The following is a 22973-nucleotide window of genomic DNA, read 5'->3' as shown; positions in this document are numbered from 1 at the left end:
ATATAAGAAAAAAGAAGCAACGCGAAAAGCTATTGAAAAATATCGGTTCAGCTGGGATAAACTCGAAAAAGAAAGCAATAAAAAACGTTGAATTTATCTGTCGCACGTGTCAAGAGATAGAGGAGATTCCAAAGGATATAGTCAAACAATTTGATGTTCTAGATGGTGGAGACCCAATGGATCCACCTAGATTTAGTTGTGAAAGATGTGGAAATGAGATGGTTCCTGTTTACTATAAGAGTATTCAAGGTATCGTCTACGATAATTCAGAACTGAAAAAGTAATGGCTACGCACTATCCCAAAAGGGCGAAGGCGTAGCCGAAGCTTTTTTTATGAATAAAAAGTGGGAAGGATAGATAGTATGGCTATAGAATTTGATACGATTGCGGCAATTTCTACCCCACCTGGAGAAGGCGGGATTGGGATCGTCCGAATCAGTGGAGATGAAGCGCTGGAGATTGCAGACAGGATCTATCAGCTTGGCAGCAAGAATTTGAAGGAACAGGCGTCGCATACAATTCATTACGGCCGAGTCGTCAATCCTAAAACAGCTGAACCAATTGATGAAGTCATGGTGTCGATCATGCGGGCACCGAAGACCTATACAAGAGAAGATGTTGTTGAAATAAATACGCACGGGGGTATCGTTTCCGTCAATAAAGTTCTGGAAACCGTTTTGAGCAACGGGGCGCGACTGGCAGAGCCGGGAGAATTCACTAAACGGGCCTTTTTAAATGGCCGGATCGACCTCTCACAGGCTGAAGCCGTGATGGATGTCATCCGTGCCAAGACTGACAAGGCTATGCATATGGCCGTCACTCAGCTGGACGGAAACCTGTCCCGGCTGATCAGAAACTTGAGGCAGGAAATTCTTAATACATTAGCTCAGGTGGAAGTCAATATCGACTATCCTGAATACGATGATGTAGAAGAAATGACCTCCAAGCTTCTAGTCGAGAAAGCAGCACAGGTCAAAGCGCAGGTCGAATCTCTGCTGGAAACAGCGAGTCAGGGAAAGATATTGAGAGAAGGTCTGGCTACCGCAATCATCGGGCGACCTAACGTCGGGAAATCAAGTCTGTTGAATGTCCTGCTTAAAGAAGAGAAGGCAATTGTTACTGAAATCGCCGGAACGACGCGAGACGTCATAGAAGAATATGTCAGTGTCAAAGGTGTGCCACTACGATTGATTGATACAGCCGGTATTCGCGAAACAGAAGATATTGTTGAGCGCATCGGTGTGGAGCGAAGCCGTAAAGCATTGAGCGATGCGGATCTCGTTTTGCTGGTGTTCAACCAAAGCGAACCACTGACGCCAGAAGACAAGCTGCTGCTTAAAGCCACTGAAGAGCACCACCGGATCATTATTTTAAATAAAATGGATCTTGAGAATAAGCTGGATCTGAATGAACTGAAAACGATGGTCGATCCGTCCAGTATCGTCTACACGTCCATAGTGACTCAGGCAGGACTGACGGAGCTAGAAGGCAAGATAGCGGATCTCTTCTTTGCCGGAAACACCGGTGAGAAGGATGCGACATATGTATCGAATATCCGCCATATCGCTCTTTTGAATGATACGATCGAAGCATTTGATGATGTCATCGAAGGCATCGAGACAGGGATGCCGGTGGATCTGGTACAGATCGATATGACGCGTGCCTGGGATCTGCTCGGTGAAATCACTGGAGACAGCGTACAGGACGAGCTGATCACTCAGCTGTTCAGCCAGTTCTGTTTAGGAAAATAATGACTAACTAATTTGACATGAATTAAAAAGACTGGTAAATAGAAAGGAATCATGCGATGCAAACTTACGAAGCAGGCCACTACGATGTCGTTGTTGTTGGTGCTGGACATGCAGGATCTGAAGCTGCGCTAGCCTCCGCTCGAATGGGTGCCAGAACTCTACTAATCACCATCAATCTGGATATGATTGCCCATATGCCTTGTAACCCATCAATCGGTGGACCGGCAAAAGGAATCGTAGTAAGAGAAATCGATGCCCTCGGTGGCGAAATGGGACGCAACACGGATAAGACCTATATTCAAATGCGTATGCTAAACACAGCAAAAGGTCCAGCCGTCCGAGCACTTAGAGCCCAATCCGATAAATATCTGTACTCTAACGAAATGAAAAAAACTATCGAACGGACACCTAACCTTGAACTGAAGCAAGGGATCGTCGATGAACTGATTGTCGAAAATGATGTGATCAAAGGTGTGAAGACCAATGCTGGAGCGATTTATCGTTCGGATGCAGTGGTACTCACTGCCGGAACGTCTTCACGTGGGGAGATCATTATTGGTGAACTGAAATACTCATCAGGTCCGAACAACACACAGCCTTCCGTCAAGCTATCTGAAAATCTGCTTGAGCTTGGCTTTGAACTGGACCGTTTTAAAACCGGTACGCCACCGCGTATCCACAAGTCATCGATCGACTACACGGTAACAGAAGAACAGCCTGGAGATGCTGAGCCGAACCATTTCAGCTTTGAAACACCTGACGAAGATTATCTTAAGGAACAGGTCTCTTGCTGGCTGACTTATACTAGTACCGTGTCTCATGACATCATCCGAGAAAATCTTCACCGCGCACCAATGTTTACGGGTATCGTTGAAGGAGTAGGTGCCCGCTACTGCCCGTCTATTGAAGACAAAGTGGTCCGTTTCAGTGACAAACCACGACATCAGCTTTTCTTGGAACCGGAAGGCGCAAACACGGACGAAATTTACGTTCAAGGTCTGTCCTCTTCTCTTCCGGAAGATGTGCAGCTGGCCGTGCTGCGTTCCGTCGAAGGGCTAGAGAATGCTCAGATGATGCGTACCGGTTATGCCATTGAGTACGATGTCGTCAAACCGTATCAATTGCGTCCATCTCTTGAAACTAAGCGCATCAGCGGCCTGTTTACTGCCGGCCAGATGAATGGAACATCAGGATACGAAGAAGCTGGTGGACAAGGTCTGATTGCCGGTATCAATGCAGCTCGTCTGGTAAAAGGTGAAGAAGCCTACGTACCTAAGCGAAATGAAGCTTATATCGGAGTTATGATCGATGATCTGGTCACTAAAGGAACTAATGAGCCGTATCGTCTGTTGACTTCACGCGCGGAATACCGTCTGCTTTTACGTCATGACAATGCTGATTTCCGACTGTCTGAAAAAGGATACGAACTCGGGCTGCTGACCAAAGAACGCTACGAGGCCTTCATGCTGAAGAAAAAACAGACTGAAAATGAATTGGCTCGCTTGAAAACTATACGTGTAAAACCGAGCGAAGTGGCAGACTACCTTGAAGAAAAAGGTGAACCACAGCTCAAAGACGGCATGCTGGTCTACGACTTCCTGAAACGTCCTTATGTTAAATATGATGACATTCTCAGCTTTGCTCCGACTGAAGAGGCACTGCCGAAACACGTCAAAGAACAAGTTGAAATTTTCATCAAGTACGAAGGCTATATAAATAAAGCGATCAGAAAAGCGGATAAAGTCAAGCGAATGGAAAACAAGCGTATTCCAGATGGCATTGACTACTCAGCGATCAATGGCCTCGCCACTGAAGCTAAAGAAAAGCTGACGAAAATTCAACCTGAAACGATTGCCCAAGCCAGTCGTATCAGTGGTGTGAATCCTTCAGACATCTCTATTCTGATGGTCTATGTCGAACAAGGGGACATCCAGAAGGTCAACGCCTCATAATAAAATTATAGAAAAAAACACATTCTCCGGACATGATTCGTCAAACGAATTAGACCTGTTCGGAAGAATGTGTTTTTTAGTTGATAGACCGACTAACAAAGGTGGATCAGATTGTCGATAAATGAATTTGAGTTAGTAGTATACTAAGTGAGTCGTTCGTTCTAATCTTGCCAAGAACAAAACTGAAGATGAAAAGCCGCTTCAGAAACTATAAACTATATTTGGAAAAGTATTGATTGCTGGATTTTATCTTAGAACATATTAGGTCAGAACATTGTCCGGTGCAGTCTGTCAATATATTCTTACGATAGCGATGTAGCACGCGTCAGACGGCTGATTGAAGAATCTGTTATTGAACTGCGAGAAGAAAAATGGAATAATATCCTCAAAGAACCGGAACCGAGAGTCTTTTTCGAATAATTTGGTGATTCTTCGTTAGATTTTACTGTCTGGTTCTAGCTTGAAACACAATCTGACGAGCGGGAATTCAAAATTCCGAGTGACTTGAGAATTAAAATTTTTGAGAAATTCGAGCAGAATGGAATAGAAATTCTATTCCCGAAACGCACATTCATGTAAAATCAAATTAAATAATCAACAAGACCAGTCATGAGGAGAAAGAGGGAGCAAATGAAAAAAGTTCTAATAGTTGAAGATGAGCAGTCTATTTTGAAGCTTCTGCAGTATAACCTGGAGAAAGAAGGCTATGAGGTTTCTGGGGCAATGGATGGAAAAGAAGGGTACGAGATGGCACTCAGCAATTCCTACGATATCATCCTTCTCGATTTGATGCTTCCGGAGATGGACGGGATGGATGTCTGCCGGGAGTTGAGAAGAGAAAAAGTCGATGCACCAATCATCATGCTGACGGCTAAGGATTCAGAGATTGATAAAATCGTCGGACTGGAACTGGGGGCAGACGATTACATGACTAAGCCGTTCAGCCCTAGAGAAGTCACTGCACGAATGAAAGCTATTTTCAGACGTATGGAGAGAAACAGTGCATCGATGGAACAGTCAGACGAATTGACGGAAGACATTATCATCGGTGATATCGTTATTTCTCCTGATCAGTATGAAGTGTCTGTCAGAGGGGAAAAGCAGGAAGTGACACCTAAAGAATTTGAGTTGCTTCTTTACCTCGCTCGACATAAGGGGCGTATTCTCAACAGAGAGCAGCTGCTCCAGTCGGTCTGGGACTTTGACTTTGCCGGAGAGACGCGAATCGTTGACATGCACATCAGTCATCTGCGGGAAAAAATCGAAGAAGACCCCAAGAAACCGGTCTATCTGAAAACGGCCAGAGGGTTCGGTTATAAGCTGGAGGCGCCGAAATGAAACAGCTGAGAGCCAGGATCCTCGGTTTTTTTATGCTCGTTCTTGTGCTGTTCACCCTATTATTTCTTTATCTTATTTCATCCATCCTTCAGCGGCAGGCTATTGAGCAGCAGGGAGAGGATCTTCAGTCTCAATTGTTAACCTTATCGAGCCAACTTGATGCATCGCAGTTCGAAGATGATCTGAATCTTGTAAATCTGCAGTTGGATCAAACGGCTGAAGTGATTACTGAACGAATTACCTTCATCTCGCCTGAAGGAGAGGTCATTTACGATACTCGAGCTCAGGAAGAGGTACTTGAAAATCATCTCAATCGGCCTGAAATTCAACAGGTACTTGATGGAGAATCGATTGGAACATTCAATCGTACGAGCGAAAGTACAGGAGAAGTTCTTTACTACGTTGCTACGGATGTCGTAAATACAGAAGGAGAGTTGATTGGTTTTCTCCGGCTCTCTAAAAATGTAGAGGAGATGGGTGGACTGACTGACCATTTCATTCAGACGCTTGCCTTGTTTACGATCATTTCCATTCTGGTCGCGCTGCTGTTTACCAATTACTGGACAAAGAGAATAAGCGATCCGATTGAAAAAATGAAACAAATTACTGAACGACTGAGGATTCAGGATTATTCAAGCCGATACCGGGAGCACTCCTATAAAGAAATCGATGAGTTAGGGCTTGCCATTAATCACCTGGCCACGAACTTTGACTATCAGATGCAGGAAATCAATCAGAATCAGACCCAGCTCAAGGAACTGGTCAACCATCTAGTTATTGGGGTGATGCTCGTAGATAATCAGGGAAATATCACCATGGTCAACCCTGTTATGAATGAAATCGTAGGGAAAGATCTTTACGGTAAAATCGGGATGTCTTATGAAGAGGGACTACACAGCACGGCTTTGATCGACTTGATAACTCGAGCGATTCAGGAGCAGAGCCTGCAGAATAAGGAAACGACTTTGCTGTACCCTGAGGAAAAGGTCGTGGATGTCAATGTCGTCCCAATTTTGAATCAGTCAAAAGAGACCATCAATCATATTGTGCTGCTGTATGATATTACCGAAATCAGACGGCTTGAAAAAGTTCGGACTGATTTTGTAGCCAATGTTTCTCATGAGCTAAGAACACCGATTACTGCAGTGAAAGGTTTCGCCGAAACGCTTTTGGATGGGGCTCTTGAGGATGAAGAAGTGCTTGTGGAATTTCTGAAAATCATTCATAAAGAGTCGACACGTCTGGATTTGATGGTCCAGGATATTCTACAGCTTTCCAGACTTGAGCAGCATAAAGTTCAGGGAGTCATTCAGGATGTACGGATAAAGGATGTCGCAGATGAGGTCAGAAACATCCTTCATCAGAAAGTGGATTTGAAACAGATCACACTCAATGTGGTGGAAAATGAAGCCGTCCTACTGGAAATCGACCGGGACCAGCTGAAGCAGATTCTGATCAACCTGATTGGAAATGCTGTCACCTACACGTCGAATAAAGGATGGATCGGCGTTACCATTGATCGGACAGACCACGAAGCCGTGATAACCGTCAGTGACAACGGCCTTGGTATTCCTAAAGAGAGTCAGTCGCGGATCTTTGAACGCTTTTACAGGGTAGACCAGGCTAGAAGTCGGAATGCTGGTGGAACTGGACTGGGTCTGGCTATTGTGAAGTGGCTGATTGAAAATAATCAGGGGCGCATCACATTAGACAGCGAAGAAAATAAAGGGAGTACCTTTACCATCTGGCTTCCTTTAAAACATGAAGAGAATAAATTTAACCCACGACTTTAGGACACCTGTCCAATGAGTCGTGGGTTTCTTTACACGATATTTACATTACTTTACATAAAATCGACAATAAATCCAACCAAAGTACACAGTCGACATTTAATATAAGGACTGTAGACAGGAGATGTCTTAATTTATCCATTAAAGGAGATTAACATGAAAAAACATATCAAACTGCTATCTATCGTAGGTTTAGCCGCAACAACTCTGGCCGCTTGTGCTGACACTGGAAGCGAAGGAGCTTCAAACGGAGGAGACTTTGATAACTCAACAAATCTGCACTTAGTTACTCGTGAAGTCGGTTCAGGAACGCGTGACGCTTTTGCTGAATTAACTGGACTCGATGATGGTGATAACGATCTGATTTCAGCTGAAGCAACAGCTCAACAAGGAACGAACGCAGTCAACAGTACAGTAGCAGACGACTTGTATGCCATTGGGTATACTTCAGTTGGAACTCTGACCGATTCACTGAAAGCAATTCAAATTGATGGTGTTGACGCGAATGAAGAGAATATCCTTGCTGGCGACTACGACATTGCACGTAACTTCAACGTCATTATTGGAGAAGATCTGGATGATGTTGCTGCTGACTTCTGGGAATTTATGTTTTCAGCTGAAGGACAGGCTATTGTTAACGAAGTGGGCTACATTCCTTCTGATACCGATGCTCCAGCATACGAAGGAAGCGATCTTGACTTAAGTGGATCGATCGTTGTTAACGGATCAACATCAGTATACCCAGTTGTTGGAGCAATGGCAGAAGCGTATCAGGAGATTCATCCTGACGTACAAATCGCTGTTCACTCAACTGGATCTGGTGCAGGTGTCACTTCTGTAATTGAAGGAACGTCCGATATCGGTATGGCATCAAGGGACCTTGATGATGACGAAACAAGTCAAGTAACTGAAGTAAGAGCTGTTGCACATGATGGAATCGCAGTCGTTGTCCACCCGGATAACCCACTTGAATCATTAAGCATGGATCAAGTTGCAGACATCTTCAGAGGTGATTTCTCAACATGGGCAGAGATTTTAGATTAATCAACAGCATTTAAACAGATAGGAAAGAGGGGTCTGCAGAACAGATAATGCGTCTGTTCGGCAGCCCTCTTGTACTGTAATTGAGAAAGGATTTTACTTATGGAACACATGAATGAAGGGGCAGCGGGGAAAACTAAGCGTCGTCCTCCCGTCAGAAAAACAGCGAGGACGGATTGGAAGGAAAAAATCATGCATGGGATCTTCTTCATGGCGGCATTCACTTCTATTTTGTCTCTCCTACTGATCGTAATTTTTATTTTTACTAATGGCTTGCCTATGATGTTCGAGTATGGCTTGACTGATTTCGTTTTCGGAACCACCTGGAATCGGACCACGTTCGGCCTCTTACCTATGATTACAGGTTCTATACTAGTAACACTGGGTGCAGTAGGTCTAGGTGTGCCAATCGGTGTCATGACGGCTGTTTTTTTGGCGGAATTCTGTCCGAAGAGACTTTATGCATTCTTAAAGCCTGCAGTTAATTTAATGGCAGGAATTCCTTCTATTGTTTACGGATTTTTTGCACTGAGAATCATCGTTCCACAAATTCGTGGCATATTCGGCGGTCCAGGTAACAGTATGCTGGCAGCGATACTCCTGCTTGCCATCATGATTCTTCCGACAGTCATTTCTTTATCTGAAGCAGCGATCCGCTCTGTGCCCCGTTCGTACTTTTCAGGAAGCATGGCCTTGGGTGCCAGCCACGAAAGAAGTATTTTCTCAGTTGTCGTTCCAGCTGCCAAATCTGGTATTTTCTCAAGTATCGTATTGGGAGTCGGACGGGCAATTGGTGAAACGATGGCAGTGGTCATGGTTGCCGGAAACCAACCGTTAATGCCTAGAGGGCTTACGGAAGGGGTCAGAACGCTGACTACGAATATTGTTATGGAAATGGCCTATGCATCCGGTCAGCATAGGGATGCTTTAGTCGCAACAGGTGTCGTCTTGTTCGTCTTCATTATGATCATCAACACGACATTTCTGATTATGAAAACAAGGGAGGCTAAATAATCATGGTAAGTAAACTAATGAAAGGTCTAGTCTATGCATCGTCAGTTTTTACTTTCGGCATGCTGGGCTATCTGGTTATTTACATTCTGATTAACGGAGTCAGATTTCTGACGCCCTCTCTGTTTTCATGGCAGTACAGCACATCCAATGTATCAATGATGCCGGCGCTGATGACGACACTGATGGTCGTTGCGGGCACCTTACTGATTGCGACTCCGATCGGCGTGTTCACAGGCTTTTATCTGGTGGACTATGCTGACAGAAAAAATCCAGTGGTTAGAGCAGTCGGAATGGCTACAGACACTCTGGCTGGAATCCCGTCAATCATTTACGGCTTATTCGGTATGCTTTTCTTCGTTATTTTCCTGGAGTTCCAATTTTCACTGATTGCAGGTATTCTGACGGTCACGATTATGTCGCTGCCTGTCATTATTCGAGCGACTGAAGAGGCACTGATTGCCACAGGTATGCCTATCAGACAAGCCAGTTATGCGCTTGGAGCAGGGAAACTGAGAACCTTGTTCAAAGTGGTCCTGCCAGTGGCTATGCCTGGTATATTATCGGGTGTCATTCTGGCTACTGGTCGAATCGTGGGTGAAACAGCAGCACTTATGTTCACTCTTGGAACAGCAACGAACCTACCAGGCAGTCTCTTCGCTTCCGGAAGAACACTGTCTCTTCATATGTATATACTGTCTCAGGAAGGGCGTCACGTTAATGAAGCCTATGCAACAGCAGTCGTTCTGCTTGTGTTTGTTCTAGTGATCAATGCGTTATCGACACTAGTCAGTAAACGATTGGCTGGAGGAGGAAAATAATGTCTAGAACAAATAAAATAACAGTCAGAGATTTAAAACTCTGGTACGGAGATTTCGAAGCCCTTCATGGTGTCGATCTCGATATTTACGAAAAAGAAATTACAGCCTTTATCGGCCCGTCCGGTTGCGGTAAATCGACGCTGATCAAAACGCTCAACCGTATGAACGATCTGGTTGAAAACTGCCGAATTGAAGGAACCGTTGAGCTTGATGGAAAAGACATCTACAGCAGAAAAGTCGAGCTGAACAATTTGAGAAAAAGAGTGGGAATGGTCTTTCAGCAACCCAATCCTTTTCCAAAAAGTATCTATGATAATATTGCCTTTGGCCCAAGAACGCATGGGATAAAGAACAAAAGTGAACTGGATGAGATTGTAGAAAAGAGCTTGAAGCAGGCAGCTATCTGGGATGAAGTCAAAGATCATTTGGATAGAAATGCGTTATCTATTTCTGGGGGACAACAGCAGAGAATCTGCATTGCACGTGCACTAGCGGTAGAGCCGGAGGTTCTCTTAATGGATGAGCCGACAAGTGCCCTTGACCCTATTTCCACGTCTAAGATAGAAGATCTCGTGTCTGAACTGAAAAATGAATATACCATCGTAATGGTCACACACAATATGCAGCAGGCGTCACGTATTTCAGACCGTACAGCCTTCTTCCTGAATGGGAATATTATTGAACAGGATGAAACTCGTAAAATCTTTACGAATCCTAGCGAAACAGAAACAGATAACTACATTTCTGGGCGATTCGGGTAATTGCTTTCAGGAATAAAAGGAGAGAATATTATGCGACGAGCGTATGATGAGGAACTCGAAAAACTGCATCGTCAGTTTTTTCAGATGGGGAACCGCGTTAATGAAGCCATCTATAAATCGATCAAAGCTTTTGCGAATCATGATAAAGAGCTGGCTAAGCAAGTCATTGATGAAGATATAAAGATCAATGAAATGGAACATCAGCTTGAACACGATTGTATTGAACTGATTGCTTTGCAGCAGCCAGTTACAGCAGATCTGCGTAAGATCATCACAGTGATGAAAGCCTGCGCTGACTTGGAAAGAATGGGCGACCATGCTGTATCCATCTCAAAATCCACCATTAGAGTTAAAGGGAATAAACGCAATGCGACAATTGAAAATAAAATTTCTCTAGCTGGAGAAAAAATTAAGGTGATGGGTCAGGAGATTATTGATGCCTATATCAAGTATGATACTCAAAAAGCCAGAGAGATTGCGCATAAGGATGAAGCCATTGATACGCTGGCCGATGAAATTAAAAAAGCCAGCATCGATGAGATGCGTCAGGATCCGGAGCTTGTTCTGGGCGCCACAGACTACATTCTTGTCAGCACCTATATTGAAAGAATGGGCGATTATATTACGAATATATCTGAATGGATCCTTTATTTTGAAACAGGAGAAATACAGGAATTGAATACACACCATAACTACTCATAATAAGCCTATAAAGGGTGAAAGCGAGGAATGGAGGGGCCGAAATCCTGTTCATTCCTTTTTTTCATAAAATGACTGGGTTTTATCCAACTTCCTCTAGCTAATAAATGAGGTTTTGTGTATAATATTTTAATATAACTGATATTATAATGGTAATATAATGAGAGGAAAAAGGGGTATGAAATTAGGGGAGAAGATTAAGACAAGAAGAAAAGAAATTAAAATGACGCAAGCGGAACTGGCCGATGGTATCTGTACTCAAGCCATGATCAGCCGTATCGAAAAGAAGAAAGTCAGACCAAGTCGGGAACTGATGGAGAAAGTAGCGGAACGGCTGGCCGTATCGATTCATTATTTTTATGGGGAAGATTCGATCGAGAGCCGTTATTCTCAAACAGCACAGCTGTGCCGCATTATTCGTCAGCACCTTGAAAGAAGAGAGTATGAATCAGTCTCGTATCTGATCGAATCGAATGAAGAACTTATCGAAAAGACGATAGGTGAAGAAAGAGATTTCTTTAACTGGATACAGGGATTGTTATACGCTTATCGTGACGGGGATAACGATAAGGCTCTTGACTATCTGATTGAATTGGAAACCGATGTAAAAAATGGAGAACTACGAGTTGAAGTCATTGACAGTATTGGAAATCAGTATTTGAGAAAGAAACAGTACGACCTGGCAGAAGCTTACTATCAGAAAGGGTTCGACTCATTTGCAGAATGGATGAACCATGAAAAGAAAGCAAAATTGCTGCTTAACTATTCAATTTGTCTGTTCAGAGAAGGCAAGTATTCCAGCTGTCTGGACAAAGTCATGCAGGGGCTGGAGCTGGTTATAGAGAAGAAGACTTTGTTTTTATTAGGCGACTTTTTCTACTATAAAGGCTCGTGTCTGGAGAAGCTGGGTCATAGAGATGAAGCACTGGATGCTTACAAAAAAGCTCAGACCGTCTTTGATATTCAGCAGAATGAAAAGTACCTGCTGATTACTAAATTGGCTCAGGAACAGCTTCAGTCAGCAGTAGAACGGAATAAACGCATAGAATAGAAAAAGATCAGCTCTCCCTGTCGGGGAAGCTGATCTTTTTGAATAGATTGAATTAGTTTGAGCTGTTAACGACCATTGAAGTGATATCAAGAGTACGGTTGACCTGGTGCTCAACGGCACCTTTAACGTCTTCCTGCATTTCACCTTCACCACTTACAGTGACAGATGTACCGTAAGGATTTCCGCCAGCTCCAAATAATACTGGATCAGAGTAACCAGGAGCCGCGATGATTGCGCCCCAGTGCATCATTGAAGTGTATAGTGAAAGGATGGTTGCTTCCTGTCCACCGTGAGGGTTCTGAGCAGAAGACATGGCACTGACAACTTTGTTCACTGTCTGTCCAGTTGCCCACAGCCCACCTTGTGAATCGATGTATTGTTTCATCTGAGATGGCATTGTTCCGAAACGTGAAGGAACGCTGAATAAAAGTGCGTCTGCCCAAGTGATGTCATCTGAAGTTGCTTCAGGAACATCTTTAGTCGCTTCGTAATGCTCTTTCCATGCAGGGTTTGATTCAATGGCTCCCATTGGCGCAGTTTCAGATGCTTTGACTAGTCTTACTTCTGCTCCTTTAGCTTCTGCAGCAGCTTTCGCCCACTGAGCAAGTTGATAGTTTGTACCTGTTGAGCTGTAATAAATTATAGATAGTTTAACTGACATGTGTATGTGCTCCTTTTTAGTTGGTGTTTCGAAGTAGATTATCTCTAATTCGTATTACTTACCTTTGTATAGTAACTCAAATCGATTGAAGTGTCAACTGATAACTGTAAATCGTTTTTCTAAAAAAGTTCAATGTGGTTTAGCAGGTTTATTTCCTGGATTCGATGAGCTGGCAATTCCTTTAGTGACTTTGAAGGATCTTGGGAGAGCTACTTGTAGTTCAGAGTCAAAAGTCATAAATAAGGTGTAAGTAGCTGGAGAGTTAGTGCTAGTTTAATAGTAGCGTTAGGGAATAAGGTATAATTAGCGGTGTTTTAATGATAGTTCGGAGCGAAATCATAAAATAAGGTATAGCTAGAAGCAGTCTAGTGACAGTTTGGGGCGACAAAATATAATAAGATGCAAGTAGAGACGGTCTAGCGGTAATTCAGAGCAAAATCATGGAATAAGGTATAAGTAGACGAGGTCTACTTATAGATCAGCACACCTTTGACCCAATTAACTATAAGTAGCCCAAAGGCAGTTCAGCAATAAATTAGGGTGAACAGATAGCGTAAGCATTTAGTACATAGCCTCTAATGAGTAAACTCTTCATGAAATCCACAAGAAGAGACAGAAAAAACAAGCCAGTACCAACAGGAAGTCCTGCTGGTACTGGCTTGTTAAGTTCGCTCATCTATTTCAGACTATTGAGTAAAAGACCTAGCCAGGTTCGCCTGGAATTTTAGATCCATGGTCATGATCTTTATTTAGATCTTCAGTAGCCTGATCGACTTCTGCAGATACTTCTTCTGCAGCTTCTTCAGTGGTATCTTTGACTTCGTCTTTCAGATCCATCGCTTCTTTTCTGATTTCTTCAGAAGCATGATGCAACTGATCGCGAAGTTCCTGAGCTGTCTTAGAAATAGTCAGCTTAATGTTTTCAGTTGCTTCGCCCGTAGTTTGAGCCAATTCTCCAGATTTCACTTTCGCTTTATCTGCGTATTCACTGGCCTGTTTTTTTGAATCATCAAATCGACGAGCGATATCGTCACGTGTTTCTTTCCCGCTTTTAGGAGCAAACAGTAATCCTAGAGCTGCTCCGATTAATGCGCCTTTAATAAATGACATAGTGCATTCCTCCCTGACAAATAAATAATGTTGAATTCTCTCTACTCATTATAGAACAAACTTCACTTTTTTGAAAAGAGAATCCCTCGAGAGATTTGAAAATCTTATCGTTCGGATAGAAAAGGAATATGAATGGACCGGATTAGATAATATGCTATAGTCGATGTGTAAAGAATGAAAAGCAGCAGGCCCAAAAAATGGTGAGTAAAATCAATGGTAGATTTGGAAGAAATAGTCACTCTCTCAAGAAGAAAAAAATAAGAGAGGATCTTATGCTTGTTCATAACAGACAGGATGCAGGCAGACAACTGGCTGAAAAACTTAATAATACAGATATGAAAGATGCAGTCGTGCTCACTCTTCCAAGAGACGGTGTACCCTTAGGTTTAGAAATTGTCCGCAAACATCAGCTGAACTTCGACGTTTTGCTGTCGAAAAAGATCGGACATCCGTATCAGTCAGAATACGCGATCGGTGCAATATCAGAAAATGGAGACCCGATGCTGAAACGAATGGAAGCAGATTGGATCGCTACTGGACTCACAACGAAAGTAGCAATCAATTTAGTCACTCACGGCGGTCTGTTTTTTTGGTAAACTACGATAAGAAGAATACTTTTCAGGAGGCTATAATATGAAAGCAATAGTGATCGACGAGGCTGGCGGAATAGAAAAGCTGCAGATGAAGGACATCGATAGACCGGCTCTGAAACCGGACCGAATGATCGTTCAAATGGCTGCTACAAGTGTCAACCCGATTGATGTTAAGCGCAGGAAAGGATTGTTTGGCGGCAAGACACCAATGATCGTTGGCGGAGATGTATCGGGGACGGTAGTAGAAGTTGGCGATGATGTGACTGGTTTTAAAGTTGGGGACCGCGTCATGGCAAACGGGACGAAAACATACGCAGAATTTGTTGTAGTCAATCCTGACAGGGCTGTGGTCCTGTCCGATACGGTCTCTTTCGAAGAAGCTGCAGCTATGCCTTTAGCCGGACAGACAGCTTATGAAGCGGTAGTTACGCGAGGGCAAGTTAAAGAAGGACAGAGCGTTCTGATACATGGCGGTTCAGGCGGCGTAGGGTCTCTTGCTGTTCAAATCGCCAAGATCAAAGGAGCTTGGGTGGCATCAACGGCGAGTGGCAAGAACCAGAGTCTACTCAAGGATATTGGTGTAGATTGTCCAGTCGATTATAAGTCAGAAGCTTTTGAAAAGATACTTGATCCAGTTGATTTTGTATTCGATACAGTGGGTGGAGACGTTCAGACTAGAAGTCTGTCGGTCATTAAAGAAGGCGGACACCTGCTGTCGATTGCAGCAGAACCCGACGAAAATACAGCCGTTAAAGCAGAATTTTTCTCAATGAGTCCCAAAAAAGAAGCGCTGGAAGATCTGCTCAAGTGGCTTGAGGAAGGAAAAATCAGACCGGTCATTTCAGAGATGCTGGACTTTACGGAAGAAGGCGTCAGGAAAGCCCACGAATTGAGTGAAACAGGCCATGCAGGTGGAAAAATCATTCTGACTTTTCCTGAATAGCACAGAAACAGGAGAAGAAAGCACATTTTAATTAGAATAAGAGGAGAGGCCGTTTGCGTCGTAGCGAACGACCTCTTTTTGCTTCTCTTGTAGATAGCAGGGGGTGTCGAACCGCTTATAAACGGATATATGGACGATTAAGGTGTAACAATGACTAGCGAATACGCCAAATATAGGTTTTATGGTCTGTTCGCTGTCTGACTTCGTGCATGAATGACCCTTATATTGAGATATAAGTCATTCTTTAATTTTCTTAAATAAATTTTAAACAAGCTGATTTATACTGTATGAGAGTTAAGATAGTGAGAATGACGACAGGAGGACAATCGGTTGGATATAGGAATTGATAAGATTGGATTTTACACACCAAACGTTTTTGTAGATATGGAGAAATTAGCAGAGGTCAGAGGTGTTGATCCTGCTAAGTATACGATCGGTATTGGTCAGGAAAAGATGGCTATTGCCCCACTACATCACGACTCGGTCAGTATGGCGGCAAATGCAGCGTTATCTATTTTAGATGATGAAGACAAAGCGGCTATCGACTTTGTCCTGTTTGGGACAGAGTCAGGGGTCGATCACTCCAAGTCTGGTGCCGTATGGGTCCATCAGCTTACAGGTATTCAGAAAAATGCGCGTTGTGTTGAGCTGAAACAGGCTTGTTACGGAGCGACAGCAGGAATCAAGATGGCGATGGGACATATTGCATTGAATCCTGAAAGTAAAGTACTCGTTTTAGGTTCGGATATTGCAAAATATGGTCTGAAAACTGGTGGGGAACCTACTCAGGGAGCTGGAGCTGTTGCGATGGTTCTTTCACAGAACCCTCGAGTCATGTCACTGGATAATGACAGCGCGTCAATGACGAAAGATATTTCTGATTTCTGGCGCCCGTTGTATTCAGACTATGCCTTTGTGGACGGAAAATTTTCAAATGAAGCTTATTTGAGCTTCTTGAAAGAAGTATGGAACAATTACAAAGAACAGACCAGTCGGGAATTGAGTGATTTTGAAGCGATATGTTTCCACCTTCCGTATACTAAAATGGGCAAGAAAGCGATTCTTGCACTGACTGAAGACGCAGATGAAAGTGAAACGAAGCGCCTGATGAACTCTTATCACGACAGTATCTACTACAATAAGCAAGTAGGGAATGTCTACACCGGCTCTTTATATTTGAGTCTTCTGTCACTACTGGAACAGGGACCTGAACTGGAAGAAGGCGCACGTATCGGCTTGTTCAGTTACGGTTCCGGAGCGGTGGGCGAATTCTTCAGCGGGGTAGTCAAGCCTGATTATAAACAGTTCCTGAATAAAGAAGTGCATGAAACTGTGCTTGATGATCGTCGTGAGCTGTCTATTGATGAATACGAAACGATTCTTGAACAGGCGTTGCCTAAAGACGGATCAGATGTGGACATCGATAATGAGCAGGTCAATGTAGGAAAGGCTCATTTAGCTGCTATGAAAGAAAATATTCGTATGTACGCCATTAAATAGAATGAATGATAAAAGCACTGGGCAGGCGCCAGTGCTTTTTTATTCGTCCATACTGTCCATGATCTGCTGTTTTGCAAGTTCGAGCAGACCTATCGTTGTGAGCTGGGAGTCTGAGGTCTGATAGGTTTTTACAATCTGATCTTTCCCTATACTTACAATAACCATACTTTCACTTGTAAGCCACTCGTCTAAATAAGAATGAACAAACTCTTCATTACTCATTCCACGAACTTTCTTTCTGCGTGCTTCTGAAAAATCCATTTTATTCAATCCTTTGTTTAAATTAAAACGTAACAATTACGATTTACTAAACTATATAGGTGTTTCCTACAACTTTCAAGAGAATTAGAGGAAAACTCATCAGATACTTGATAATTATATAAAGGTATAGTAGAATTCTAAAACGTAACTATTACGATTTGATGAGGAGGAAATACAATGGCAGTACCAAAAAGAAGAACATCGAAAGCTAAGCAGAGAAAGAGACGGACACATAAAGGAGCTAATGTACCTGGAGGTCTTTCTTTAGATTCAAGTACAGGAGAATACCGCATGAGCCACAGAATTTCAAAAGATGGCTATTACAATGGAAAAAAAATTCTGGTTAAATAAACTGAGGTGAGAGACTGCTCTCATCTTTTTTTATTTAAAAAATTTAAAAAATAATTCGGCAATGGAATAAACTATTTTTATTTTCGATTTCTCTTGACAGATCAAACATAAGGATGTAAAGTTATAAATCGTAATGATTACGATTTAGGAAAAGGATGATTTTTTATGACAAAAGCATACATAAAGTAGGCTGCATTTCTTGCTTCAGCTCTTCTACTGACCGCATGTACGACTGAAGAAGAACCGGAATCCAGTGCTGCTCAATCTTATACTGAAGAGACTGCTGGAGAAGACACCAATCAGTCAGCAGGAGAAGGCATCGAAATAATGGGTCTGGCGCATCACTATCATACGGGTGACGAAGTTGAGCTGGTCGCTAGCTCAGAGACTGCAGAAGATTCACAGTGGCAATGGCATACAAGAGATAGTGACGATCAGGAATGGAGTCTAATCAGTGCTCAAACAACTGAACGCTTCTCACGTGAGGCGACACTAGATGGACTGCAGATCAAAGCGGTTTTAGTTAATGATGATGAAGAAGTTCTTGAAGAATCAGAACCGGTAGTGGTTGAAATCAATGAACACCATGGACATGACGAAACAACACGACGCATCTATAGAGGGTTCTTCTATAATGATGAAATTGGAGACCGCGATTTGTCCGACTGGGAAGGGGACTGGCAGTCTGTCTACCCTTATCTTCAGTCTGGTGATCTGGATGAGGTCTTCGAAGCTAAGGCAGCCGAGAGCGACACAATGGACTTTGATGATTATGTCGAATACTACGATATCGGATATGAAACAGATGTTGATCGTATTGTGATTGAAGACGACAGTTTTACTTTCTATTATCAGGATGGTAATGACTATACAGCCGAGTACGAATATGACGGCTATGAAGTATTAAATTACCAGAGAGGAAACAGAGGTGTACGCTTCATCTTTTCAAGTGTAGAAGGTAGTGAAGAGATGCCTCGATATATCCAGTTCAGTGATCATATTATTTCACCGAATGAATCAGATCACTTCCACCTGTACTGGGGAGATGACCATGACGAACTGATTGATGAAGTAACAAATTGGCCAACCTATTACCCATCTGAACTTGACTCAGAAGGACTAGTGCAGGACATGCTGGCTCATTAAATAATGACTCCCCAAAAATAAACCATTACGACTAGGAGGAACCGATCATGGCAAAAAAGAGTAAAATCGCTAAATTGAAACGTCAGCAGGCAACGGTTGAAAAATATGCGGCTTTAAGAAAAGAACTGAAAGAAAAAGGAGATTATGAAGGTCTCTCAAAACTTCCAAGAGATGCATCGCCGACAAGACTGCAGAATCGTGATAGAATTGACGGCCGTCCTAGAGGATATATGAGACAGTTCGGCATGTCACGCATCAATTTTCGAAAACTGGCACATGAAGGAAAAATTCCCGGTGTGAAAAAAGCAAGCTGGTAATTCTGATGGAAAACCACTAAAGGGAAAGGCGGTTGATCACTATGGACAATAAAATACCGGTTACGATTATCACAGGATTTTTAGGAGCTGGAAAAACGACCCTGATCAATGAACTGTTGTATCAGCCACAGGATGAGAAAATAGCAGTAATTGTGAATGAGTACGGAGATGTCGGTGTTGACCATCACTTGGTAGTCAATGTTGAAGAGGAAGTTTATCAGATGAATAACGGCTGTCTATGCTGTACTCTGAGGACTGATTTATCAGATATGCTGCAGACGATCTATTCTATTAGAGAAAAACAGACAGTGCAGATCGACCGGATCATTATCGAGACAACAGGGCTGGCTGAACCCGGTCCGATTGCTCAGACATTTATGCGTCATCCCTTTCTTCAGGAGCATTACACTATTGACTCTGTCATCACACTAGTGGATGCGGGCAGTGCATTGTACCAGCTGGCTCATTATGAAGAATCAAAAGATCAGGTTGCTTTCGCGGATAAGCTGTTATTGACTAAAGTGGATTCAGTCAGCAATGAGACGCTGCACGCTTTAAAACAGAAACTGAGAGCTCTTAACCCGTTCGCGGCTATTGATCACCTGAATTTAGAAGAAGTAGCGATAAAAGAAGTTCTTGGTCTTGAATTGTTCAACGAACAAAAAAGAGAAAAGGTTATGACCGAGGTGGATGAAGAGGAAGGCCATGACCACGACCACGGTCATGATCATGAGGTGCACCACCATCATCATGACCATCATCACACAGACGATATCGTGACATTGTCTCTTAAAGCGAAAGATCCTATTCATCCGACACTTATTGATATGTGGATGAATGAACTGATCATGACTTATGGTATGGATCTGCTGCGTTATAAGGGCATTTTGCACTTATATAAAGATCCGAATCAGATCGTTTATCAAGGCGTCAATATGACCTTCCAGGCCGAAAGAGGACAACCGTGGGGGGACCAAGAAAAGGAATCTGTTTTAGTATTCATAGGTAAAAATCTCCCAGTGAAAGAGATGGAGTTAGCCTTCAAGAGGTGTGTTCTGACAGAAGAAGTTATGGAAGAACTGGGAATATAGTAAAGAAAATCGATAACCTGAACTATTAATTATAACGATTCAAGATTCAAGTATTGAGGAGGAAATGTCTATGGCTGAGAAAACAAATGTCTCTACTGCGCGCCGTATGATGAAAAGCCCGAACAAAAAAACGGCCCGGAGAGGACTAAAAATAATAAAACAGATGAAAAAATAAAGAGAGGAGTCAGATGATATGAGAAAGACGGTTACTCTTGAGTGTGTTGAAACAGGTGAACGACTATATATCACAAGTAAAAATACCCGTAACAACCCTGAACGTCTGGAATTAAAAAAATACTCTCAGAAATTGAGACGAAAAGCTTTATTTAGAGAAACAAAATAACTGATAAATAAAGACCTCTGATTCTTTTAATGTAAAAGAGCCAGAGGTCTGTTTTTATAATGTGAAGTTAGATACGATGTTATCCATATTTTCTGCAAGTGCAACGAGTTGGGATACTTTCCCGCCGTTTCCAGCTACTTCTTCCATAGAACTGCTGATCTGTTGGGCAGATGCGGATGTCTGTTCGACACCGGCAGCAGATTCTTCTGATACTGAAGCAATCTCTTCAATAGACGTATTCATATCGATAGTATTATGCTCGATATCCTGAAGACTGGTATTGATATCGGTAATTCTGTCTGACATACGGTGAAGCGACTGGGTGATTGTGTTGAAAGTTCGACCGGTCTCGCTGATTTTGATTGATCCTTCAGCAACTTCTTTATACCCAGCTTGAAGGGATTCGCTGACATTCTTTGATTCTGCCTGAATCGTGCCGACGAAACCAATGATTTCTTTGACAGAAGTATTGACCTCTTCAGCAAGTTTGCGGACTTCATCTGCCACTACAGCAAAGCCTTTGCCTTGTTCACCTGCACGGGCGGCTTCGATCGCGGCGTTTAATGCAAGCAGGTTCGTCTGATTGGCAATCGCCTGAATGATTTCGACCAGGTTTGATATTTCCTGTGTCTGTGCATCCAGTTTGTCGACCCGTGTGACAGAATCTTTGACCAGCTTATCGATTTTGTGCATCTGCTGATCGGATTCGTCCATCAATTCCTTCCCTTTGGTCGTATCCTCAAGAACTTTGCTGGAAAGACTTGTTATAGCTTCACCATTGTCGCTCGTCTGGCTGACCATCTGAACAAATGAATCCATAATTACTGAGAGTTTGCTTGCGCTTCCTGCCTGAGTTTCTGATCCGACAGCCAGTTCCTGCATGGTCATCGCGACCTGGTCAGTACCTGACATCACTTCCTGAGCTGATTCAGACAATTCCTTGCTGTTTTAAAGTAAGCTGATAGGAAGCATCTGAAATATTCGTGATGATCTGTCTCAAACTTGTTTCCATTTCATTTATAGACGAAGCGAGTTTACCAGTTTCATCGGCTGCCTGGATATTCAGTGGAGCTGTATGCAGCTCGCCATTTGTAATTAGTGCGACTTTATCGACAACTTTGTTTATTGGTTTGGCAATCGATCGAGCAGTAACGAGGGCAATTACGATTGAAATTACGATAACTATAACGGAAATAATCAAGTCAAAGATCATTGATTGTTGACCACTGGCAATCATATCTGATCTCATCTGGTTGATCTGCTGTTCCCGAGCAACTGCTCTGTCAGACAGCTCATTCAATAGAGCAGTAGTCGTCGGAGCCAGTTCACCAAGATTTGCTTCTGCGAGCGCAGGGTCTCCTGCTGCATAGACATCAAAAACTTTCGTAAGCATTTGCTGTGTCCAATCATCATGGGTCTGGACGTTCTGGTCGATCTCTTCTCCTGGTATGAGCTGAGCCATCCGGTCAAAGTAAGGCTAGTTTTATTCAGCGTTTTCCACGAACATCTCACGATAGCGTTCTTCTCCAGTCATCAGATAAGCTCTGACATTTGTCGAACGTCTAGCTAGTGAAAAAGCGGCACGTTCGTTGGCAATCATTATACTAACATGGTTACCGGCTAAATGTTCGATGGAATCGTTCATGTCGTGTAAAGCAAAGTAACCTTCGAAGGTCAGCCCGGCCACCATGAGTATGAGTATACTGAACCCGAAGAGTATTTTAGCTCTCAGAGATTTGAAGGCGACAAGTGATTTAAGCTTAGTTAATAGATTGTTCTGTTCTTTTTTTGCGGATTTGTCATTTAAAGTCATTTCCATTGTACTTCACTCCTTTAATCAAATTATCGGTTGGAGTTAAAAGATATTTGAGCCAATTTCATAATTATTTGTCGTGTTTAACACCTGATAAATCAACTTTTTTAAAACATAGAAAAAAGGAACCCCCCCATATGGTACAATTAGGTTGTCGACTAAGACACGTACTCCAGGAGGGATTCCTTATGTCCATTATACAACAACCCACTTTATTTGACATTGATTTTTTAGAAAAACTTGACGTTCAGGAGAAATACCAAGAAATTCTCTCCCCACTTGAGTGGGGAAAAGTATTAGCTCTATTCGAAAAAGAATCTCGTGTGGGTCCACCCGTCAAATTGAACTATCAAGCGCTCCTCCGTTCCTTGATGGTGCGTATCCATGAGAACATTCCGACACAAAAAGCACTGATTGCACGTTTGAAAAGCGACCTTCGCTTGAAATTGAGTGTGGGATTTCTCTATTCAGATCCCATTCCATCCGAAGCAACCTATTCTCGTGTGATGAGTATCCTAGCCGATAATCTATCTGTGCTGGAAACCATGAATGATCAACTCCTTCAACTGATCCATAACGAATTCGCTATTTTTGAAGAAAACGTTGCGCTTGACGCAACGGCAGTTGAC

27 protein-coding genes are annotated in these 22973 nt (G+C 42.9%); 21 read left to right on the top strand and 6 right to left on the bottom strand.

What is annotated here, in order from left to right:
- From BLR76_RS07465 to BLR76_RS07415, 11 genes are all read left to right on the top strand, one after another.
- A partial coding sequence (locus BLR76_RS07465; RefSeq protein ID WP_091267496.1) for a hypothetical protein occupies nucleotides 1-284 on the top strand: 284 nt, incomplete at its 5' end.
- A 78-nt stretch (nucleotides 285-362) separates the two neighbouring features.
- On the top strand, nucleotides 363-1751 hold the full coding sequence (gene mnmE, locus BLR76_RS07460; protein ID WP_091267493.1) for a tRNA uridine-5-carboxymethylaminomethyl(34) synthesis GTPase MnmE: 1389 nt from the start codon (nucleotides 363-365) through the stop codon (nucleotides 1749-1751).
- 56 nt (nucleotides 1752-1807) lie between these two features.
- Nucleotides 1808-3703: a tRNA uridine-5-carboxymethylaminomethyl(34) synthesis enzyme MnmG gene (mnmG, locus tag BLR76_RS07455; protein WP_091267490.1), complete on the top strand. Its 1896-nt coding sequence runs from the start codon at nucleotides 1808-1810 to the stop codon at nucleotides 3701-3703.
- A 630-nt stretch (nucleotides 3704-4333) separates the two neighbouring features.
- Entirely contained in the window at nucleotides 4334-5041 is a 708-nt protein-coding gene (locus BLR76_RS07450) for a response regulator transcription factor (RefSeq protein WP_091267487.1), read from the top strand.
- Nucleotides 5038-6834 (top strand): two-component system histidine kinase PnpS, encoded by a 1797-nt coding sequence (pnpS, locus tag BLR76_RS07445; RefSeq protein WP_091267486.1) that lies wholly within the window; start codon nucleotides 5038-5040, stop codon nucleotides 6832-6834. Before BLR76_RS07450 ends, pnpS begins: the two co-directional genes overlap by 4 nt.
- Nucleotides 6835-6987: 153 nt before the next feature.
- Nucleotides 6988-7875, top strand: a complete 888-nt coding sequence (locus BLR76_RS07440; protein ID WP_091267483.1) for a substrate-binding domain-containing protein — start codon at nucleotides 6988-6990, stop codon at nucleotides 7873-7875.
- A 189-nt stretch (nucleotides 7876-8064) separates the two neighbouring features.
- Nucleotides 8065-8886, top strand: coding sequence for a phosphate ABC transporter permease subunit PstC (gene pstC, locus BLR76_RS07435; RefSeq protein WP_091267498.1), 822 nt, complete (start codon nucleotides 8065-8067; stop codon nucleotides 8884-8886).
- Nucleotides 8887-8888: 2 nt separating this feature from the next.
- Nucleotides 8889-9704 (top strand): phosphate ABC transporter permease PstA, encoded by an 816-nt coding sequence (gene pstA, locus BLR76_RS07430; protein WP_091267480.1) that lies wholly within the window; start codon nucleotides 8889-8891, stop codon nucleotides 9702-9704.
- Nucleotides 9704-10465: a phosphate ABC transporter ATP-binding protein PstB gene (gene pstB, locus BLR76_RS07425; RefSeq protein ID WP_091267479.1), complete on the top strand. Its 762-nt coding sequence runs from the start codon at nucleotides 9704-9706 to the stop codon at nucleotides 10463-10465. The genes pstA and pstB overlap by 1 nt, the downstream gene beginning before the upstream one ends.
- A 30-nt stretch (nucleotides 10466-10495) precedes the next feature.
- A complete protein-coding gene (gene phoU, locus BLR76_RS07420) occupies nucleotides 10496-11167 on the top strand; it encodes a phosphate signaling complex protein PhoU (RefSeq protein WP_091267478.1) in 672 nt (223 codons plus the stop codon).
- Between the two features lie 175 nt (nucleotides 11168-11342).
- Nucleotides 11343-12215 (top strand): helix-turn-helix domain-containing protein, encoded by an 873-nt coding sequence (locus BLR76_RS07415; RefSeq protein WP_176759647.1) that lies wholly within the window; start codon nucleotides 11343-11345, stop codon nucleotides 12213-12215.
- A 52-nt stretch (nucleotides 12216-12267) separates the two neighbouring features.
- Here the strand turns inward: BLR76_RS07415 and wrbA are convergent, their stop codons facing one another.
- Both wrbA and BLR76_RS07405 read right to left on the bottom strand, forming a co-directional pair.
- On the bottom strand, nucleotides 12268-12876 hold the full coding sequence (wrbA, locus tag BLR76_RS07410; protein WP_091267473.1) for an NAD(P)H:quinone oxidoreductase type IV: 609 nt from the start codon (nucleotides 12874-12876) through the stop codon (nucleotides 12268-12270).
- A gap of 702 nt (nucleotides 12877-13578) precedes the next feature.
- Nucleotides 13579-13986 (bottom strand): YtxH domain-containing protein, encoded by a 408-nt coding sequence (locus tag BLR76_RS07405; RefSeq protein ID WP_091267471.1) that lies wholly within the window; start codon nucleotides 13984-13986, stop codon nucleotides 13579-13581.
- Between the two features lie 272 nt (nucleotides 13987-14258).
- On the opposite strand from BLR76_RS07405, the gene BLR76_RS07400 reads away from it, so the two are divergent.
- From BLR76_RS07400 to BLR76_RS07390, 3 genes are all read left to right on the top strand, one after another.
- Entirely contained in the window at nucleotides 14259-14582 is a 324-nt protein-coding gene (locus tag BLR76_RS07400; protein ID WP_091267469.1) for a hypothetical protein, read from the top strand.
- Nucleotides 14583-14619: 37 nt separating this feature from the next.
- On the top strand, nucleotides 14620-15522 hold the full coding sequence (locus BLR76_RS07395; RefSeq protein ID WP_091267467.1) for an NADP-dependent oxidoreductase: 903 nt from the start codon (nucleotides 14620-14622) through the stop codon (nucleotides 15520-15522).
- A 330-nt stretch (nucleotides 15523-15852) separates the two neighbouring features.
- Complete coding sequence (locus BLR76_RS07390) at nucleotides 15853-17022, top strand: hydroxymethylglutaryl-CoA synthase (RefSeq protein WP_091267465.1); 1170 nt, start codon at nucleotides 15853-15855, stop codon at nucleotides 17020-17022.
- Between the two features lie 39 nt (nucleotides 17023-17061).
- Here BLR76_RS07390 and BLR76_RS07385 read toward each other — a convergent pair whose 3' ends face one another.
- On the bottom strand, nucleotides 17062-17283 hold the full coding sequence (locus BLR76_RS07385) for a hypothetical protein (RefSeq protein ID WP_091267463.1): 222 nt from the start codon (nucleotides 17281-17283) through the stop codon (nucleotides 17062-17064).
- Between the two features lie 177 nt (nucleotides 17284-17460).
- On the opposite strand from BLR76_RS07385, the gene rpmF reads away from it, so the two are divergent.
- From rpmF to rpmG, 6 genes are all read left to right on the top strand, one after another.
- Complete coding sequence (rpmF, locus tag BLR76_RS07380) at nucleotides 17461-17634, top strand: 50S ribosomal protein L32 (protein WP_091267460.1); 174 nt, start codon at nucleotides 17461-17463, stop codon at nucleotides 17632-17634.
- Nucleotides 17635-17961: 327 nt separating this feature from the next.
- Complete coding sequence (locus BLR76_RS07375; RefSeq protein ID WP_091267457.1) at nucleotides 17962-18780, top strand: ZinT family metal-binding protein; 819 nt, start codon at nucleotides 17962-17964, stop codon at nucleotides 18778-18780.
- Between the two features lie 47 nt (nucleotides 18781-18827).
- Complete coding sequence (rpsN, locus tag BLR76_RS07370) at nucleotides 18828-19097, top strand: 30S ribosomal protein S14 (protein WP_091267455.1); 270 nt, start codon at nucleotides 18828-18830, stop codon at nucleotides 19095-19097.
- Nucleotides 19098-19138: 41 nt separating this feature from the next.
- Entirely contained in the window at nucleotides 19139-20188 is a 1050-nt protein-coding gene (locus tag BLR76_RS07365; RefSeq protein WP_091267452.1) for a CobW family GTP-binding protein, read from the top strand.
- A 70-nt stretch (nucleotides 20189-20258) separates the two neighbouring features.
- On the top strand, nucleotides 20259-20363 hold the full coding sequence (locus tag BLR76_RS11815; protein WP_176759646.1) for a putative metal homeostasis protein: 105 nt from the start codon (nucleotides 20259-20261) through the stop codon (nucleotides 20361-20363).
- Between the two features lie 18 nt (nucleotides 20364-20381).
- Entirely contained in the window at nucleotides 20382-20531 is a 150-nt protein-coding gene (rpmG, locus tag BLR76_RS07360; protein ID WP_091267450.1) for a 50S ribosomal protein L33, read from the top strand.
- A gap of 54 nt (nucleotides 20532-20585) precedes the next feature.
- On the opposite strand, the gene BLR76_RS07355 is transcribed toward rpmG, so the two are convergent.
- The 3 genes from BLR76_RS07355 to BLR76_RS07345 form a co-directional block, all read right to left on the bottom strand.
- Nucleotides 20586-21467: a methyl-accepting chemotaxis protein gene (locus tag BLR76_RS07355; RefSeq protein WP_218121418.1), complete on the bottom strand. Its 882-nt coding sequence runs from the start codon at nucleotides 21465-21467 to the stop codon at nucleotides 20586-20588.
- Complete coding sequence (locus BLR76_RS07350) at nucleotides 21460-21924, bottom strand: HAMP domain-containing protein (RefSeq protein WP_176759645.1); 465 nt, start codon at nucleotides 21922-21924, stop codon at nucleotides 21460-21462. The genes BLR76_RS07355 and BLR76_RS07350 overlap by 8 nt, the downstream gene beginning before the upstream one ends.
- A 90-nt stretch (nucleotides 21925-22014) precedes the next feature.
- Nucleotides 22015-22350 (bottom strand): CHASE3 domain-containing protein, encoded by a 336-nt coding sequence (locus BLR76_RS07345; protein ID WP_091267440.1) that lies wholly within the window; start codon nucleotides 22348-22350, stop codon nucleotides 22015-22017.
- A gap of 182 nt (nucleotides 22351-22532) precedes the next feature.
- Here BLR76_RS07345 and BLR76_RS07340 point away from each other — a divergent pair.
- Nucleotides 22533-22973, top strand: a 441-nt coding sequence (locus BLR76_RS07340) for a transposase (RefSeq protein ID WP_143009209.1), incomplete at its 3' end; no start/stop codon positions are given.

The organism is Alkalibacterium thalassium (assembly GCF_900101165.1).
In the GTDB taxonomy this organism is placed as follows: domain Bacteria; phylum Bacillota; class Bacilli; order Lactobacillales; family Carnobacteriaceae_A; genus Alkalibacterium; species Alkalibacterium indicireducens.
The sequence above is the reverse complement of the archived record's forward strand: the minus strand, read 5'-3'. Positions and strand labels throughout refer to the sequence as shown.

Bases quoted from the DNA above. Each gene is read 5' to 3' on its own strand.
- BLR76_RS07350 (WP_176759645.1), bottom strand. From the start codon at position 21,924: ATGCTTACGAAAGTTTTTGATGTCTATGCAGCAGGAGACCCTGCGCTC.
- BLR76_RS07405 (WP_091267471.1), bottom strand. From the start codon at position 13,986: ATGTCATTTATTAAAGGCGCATTAATCGGAGCAGCTCTAGGATTACTG.
- BLR76_RS07440 (WP_091267483.1), top strand. From the start codon at position 6,988: ATGAAAAAACATATCAAACTGCTATCTATCGTAGGTTTAGCCGCAACA.
- phoU (WP_091267478.1), top strand. From the start codon at position 10,496: ATGCGACGAGCGTATGATGAGGAACTCGAAAAACTGCATCGTCAGTTT.
- BLR76_RS07365 (WP_091267452.1), top strand. From the start codon at position 19,139: ATGGACAATAAAATACCGGTTACGATTATCACAGGATTTTTAGGAGCT.
- BLR76_RS07395 (WP_091267467.1), top strand. From the start codon at position 14,620: ATGAAAGCAATAGTGATCGACGAGGCTGGCGGAATAGAAAAGCTGCAG.
- BLR76_RS07385 (WP_091267463.1), bottom strand. From the start codon at position 17,283: ATGGATTTTTCAGAAGCACGCAGAAAGAAAGTTCGTGGAATGAGTAAT.
- BLR76_RS07375 (WP_091267457.1), top strand. From the start codon at position 17,962: ATGGGTCTGGCGCATCACTATCATACGGGTGACGAAGTTGAGCTGGTC.
- pstA (WP_091267480.1), top strand. From the start codon at position 8,889: ATGGTAAGTAAACTAATGAAAGGTCTAGTCTATGCATCGTCAGTTTTT.
- rpsN (WP_091267455.1), top strand. From the start codon at position 18,828: ATGGCAAAAAAGAGTAAAATCGCTAAATTGAAACGTCAGCAGGCAACG.
- BLR76_RS07450 (WP_091267487.1), top strand. From the start codon at position 4,334: ATGAAAAAAGTTCTAATAGTTGAAGATGAGCAGTCTATTTTGAAGCTT.
- mnmG (WP_091267490.1), top strand. From the start codon at position 1,808: ATGCAAACTTACGAAGCAGGCCACTACGATGTCGTTGTTGTTGGTGCT.
- pnpS (WP_091267486.1), top strand. From the start codon at position 5,038: ATGAAACAGCTGAGAGCCAGGATCCTCGGTTTTTTTATGCTCGTTCTT.
- wrbA (WP_091267473.1), bottom strand. From the start codon at position 12,876: ATGTCAGTTAAACTATCTATAATTTATTACAGCTCAACAGGTACAAAC.
- mnmE (WP_091267493.1), top strand. From the start codon at position 363: ATGGCTATAGAATTTGATACGATTGCGGCAATTTCTACCCCACCTGGA.
- pstB (WP_091267479.1), top strand. From the start codon at position 9,704: ATGTCTAGAACAAATAAAATAACAGTCAGAGATTTAAAACTCTGGTAC.
- rpmF (WP_091267460.1), top strand. From the start codon at position 17,461: ATGGCAGTACCAAAAAGAAGAACATCGAAAGCTAAGCAGAGAAAGAGA.
- rpmG (WP_091267450.1), top strand. From the start codon at position 20,382: ATGAGAAAGACGGTTACTCTTGAGTGTGTTGAAACAGGTGAACGACTA.
- BLR76_RS07400 (WP_091267469.1), top strand. From the start codon at position 14,259: ATGCTTGTTCATAACAGACAGGATGCAGGCAGACAACTGGCTGAAAAA.
- pstC (WP_091267498.1), top strand. From the start codon at position 8,065: ATGCATGGGATCTTCTTCATGGCGGCATTCACTTCTATTTTGTCTCTC.
- BLR76_RS07415 (WP_176759647.1), top strand. From the start codon at position 11,343: ATGAAATTAGGGGAGAAGATTAAGACAAGAAGAAAAGAAATTAAAATG.
- BLR76_RS07345 (WP_091267440.1), bottom strand. From the start codon at position 22,350: ATGGAAATGACTTTAAATGACAAATCCGCAAAAAAAGAACAGAACAAT.
- BLR76_RS11815 (WP_176759646.1), top strand. From the start codon at position 20,259: ATGGCTGAGAAAACAAATGTCTCTACTGCGCGCCGTATGATGAAAAGC.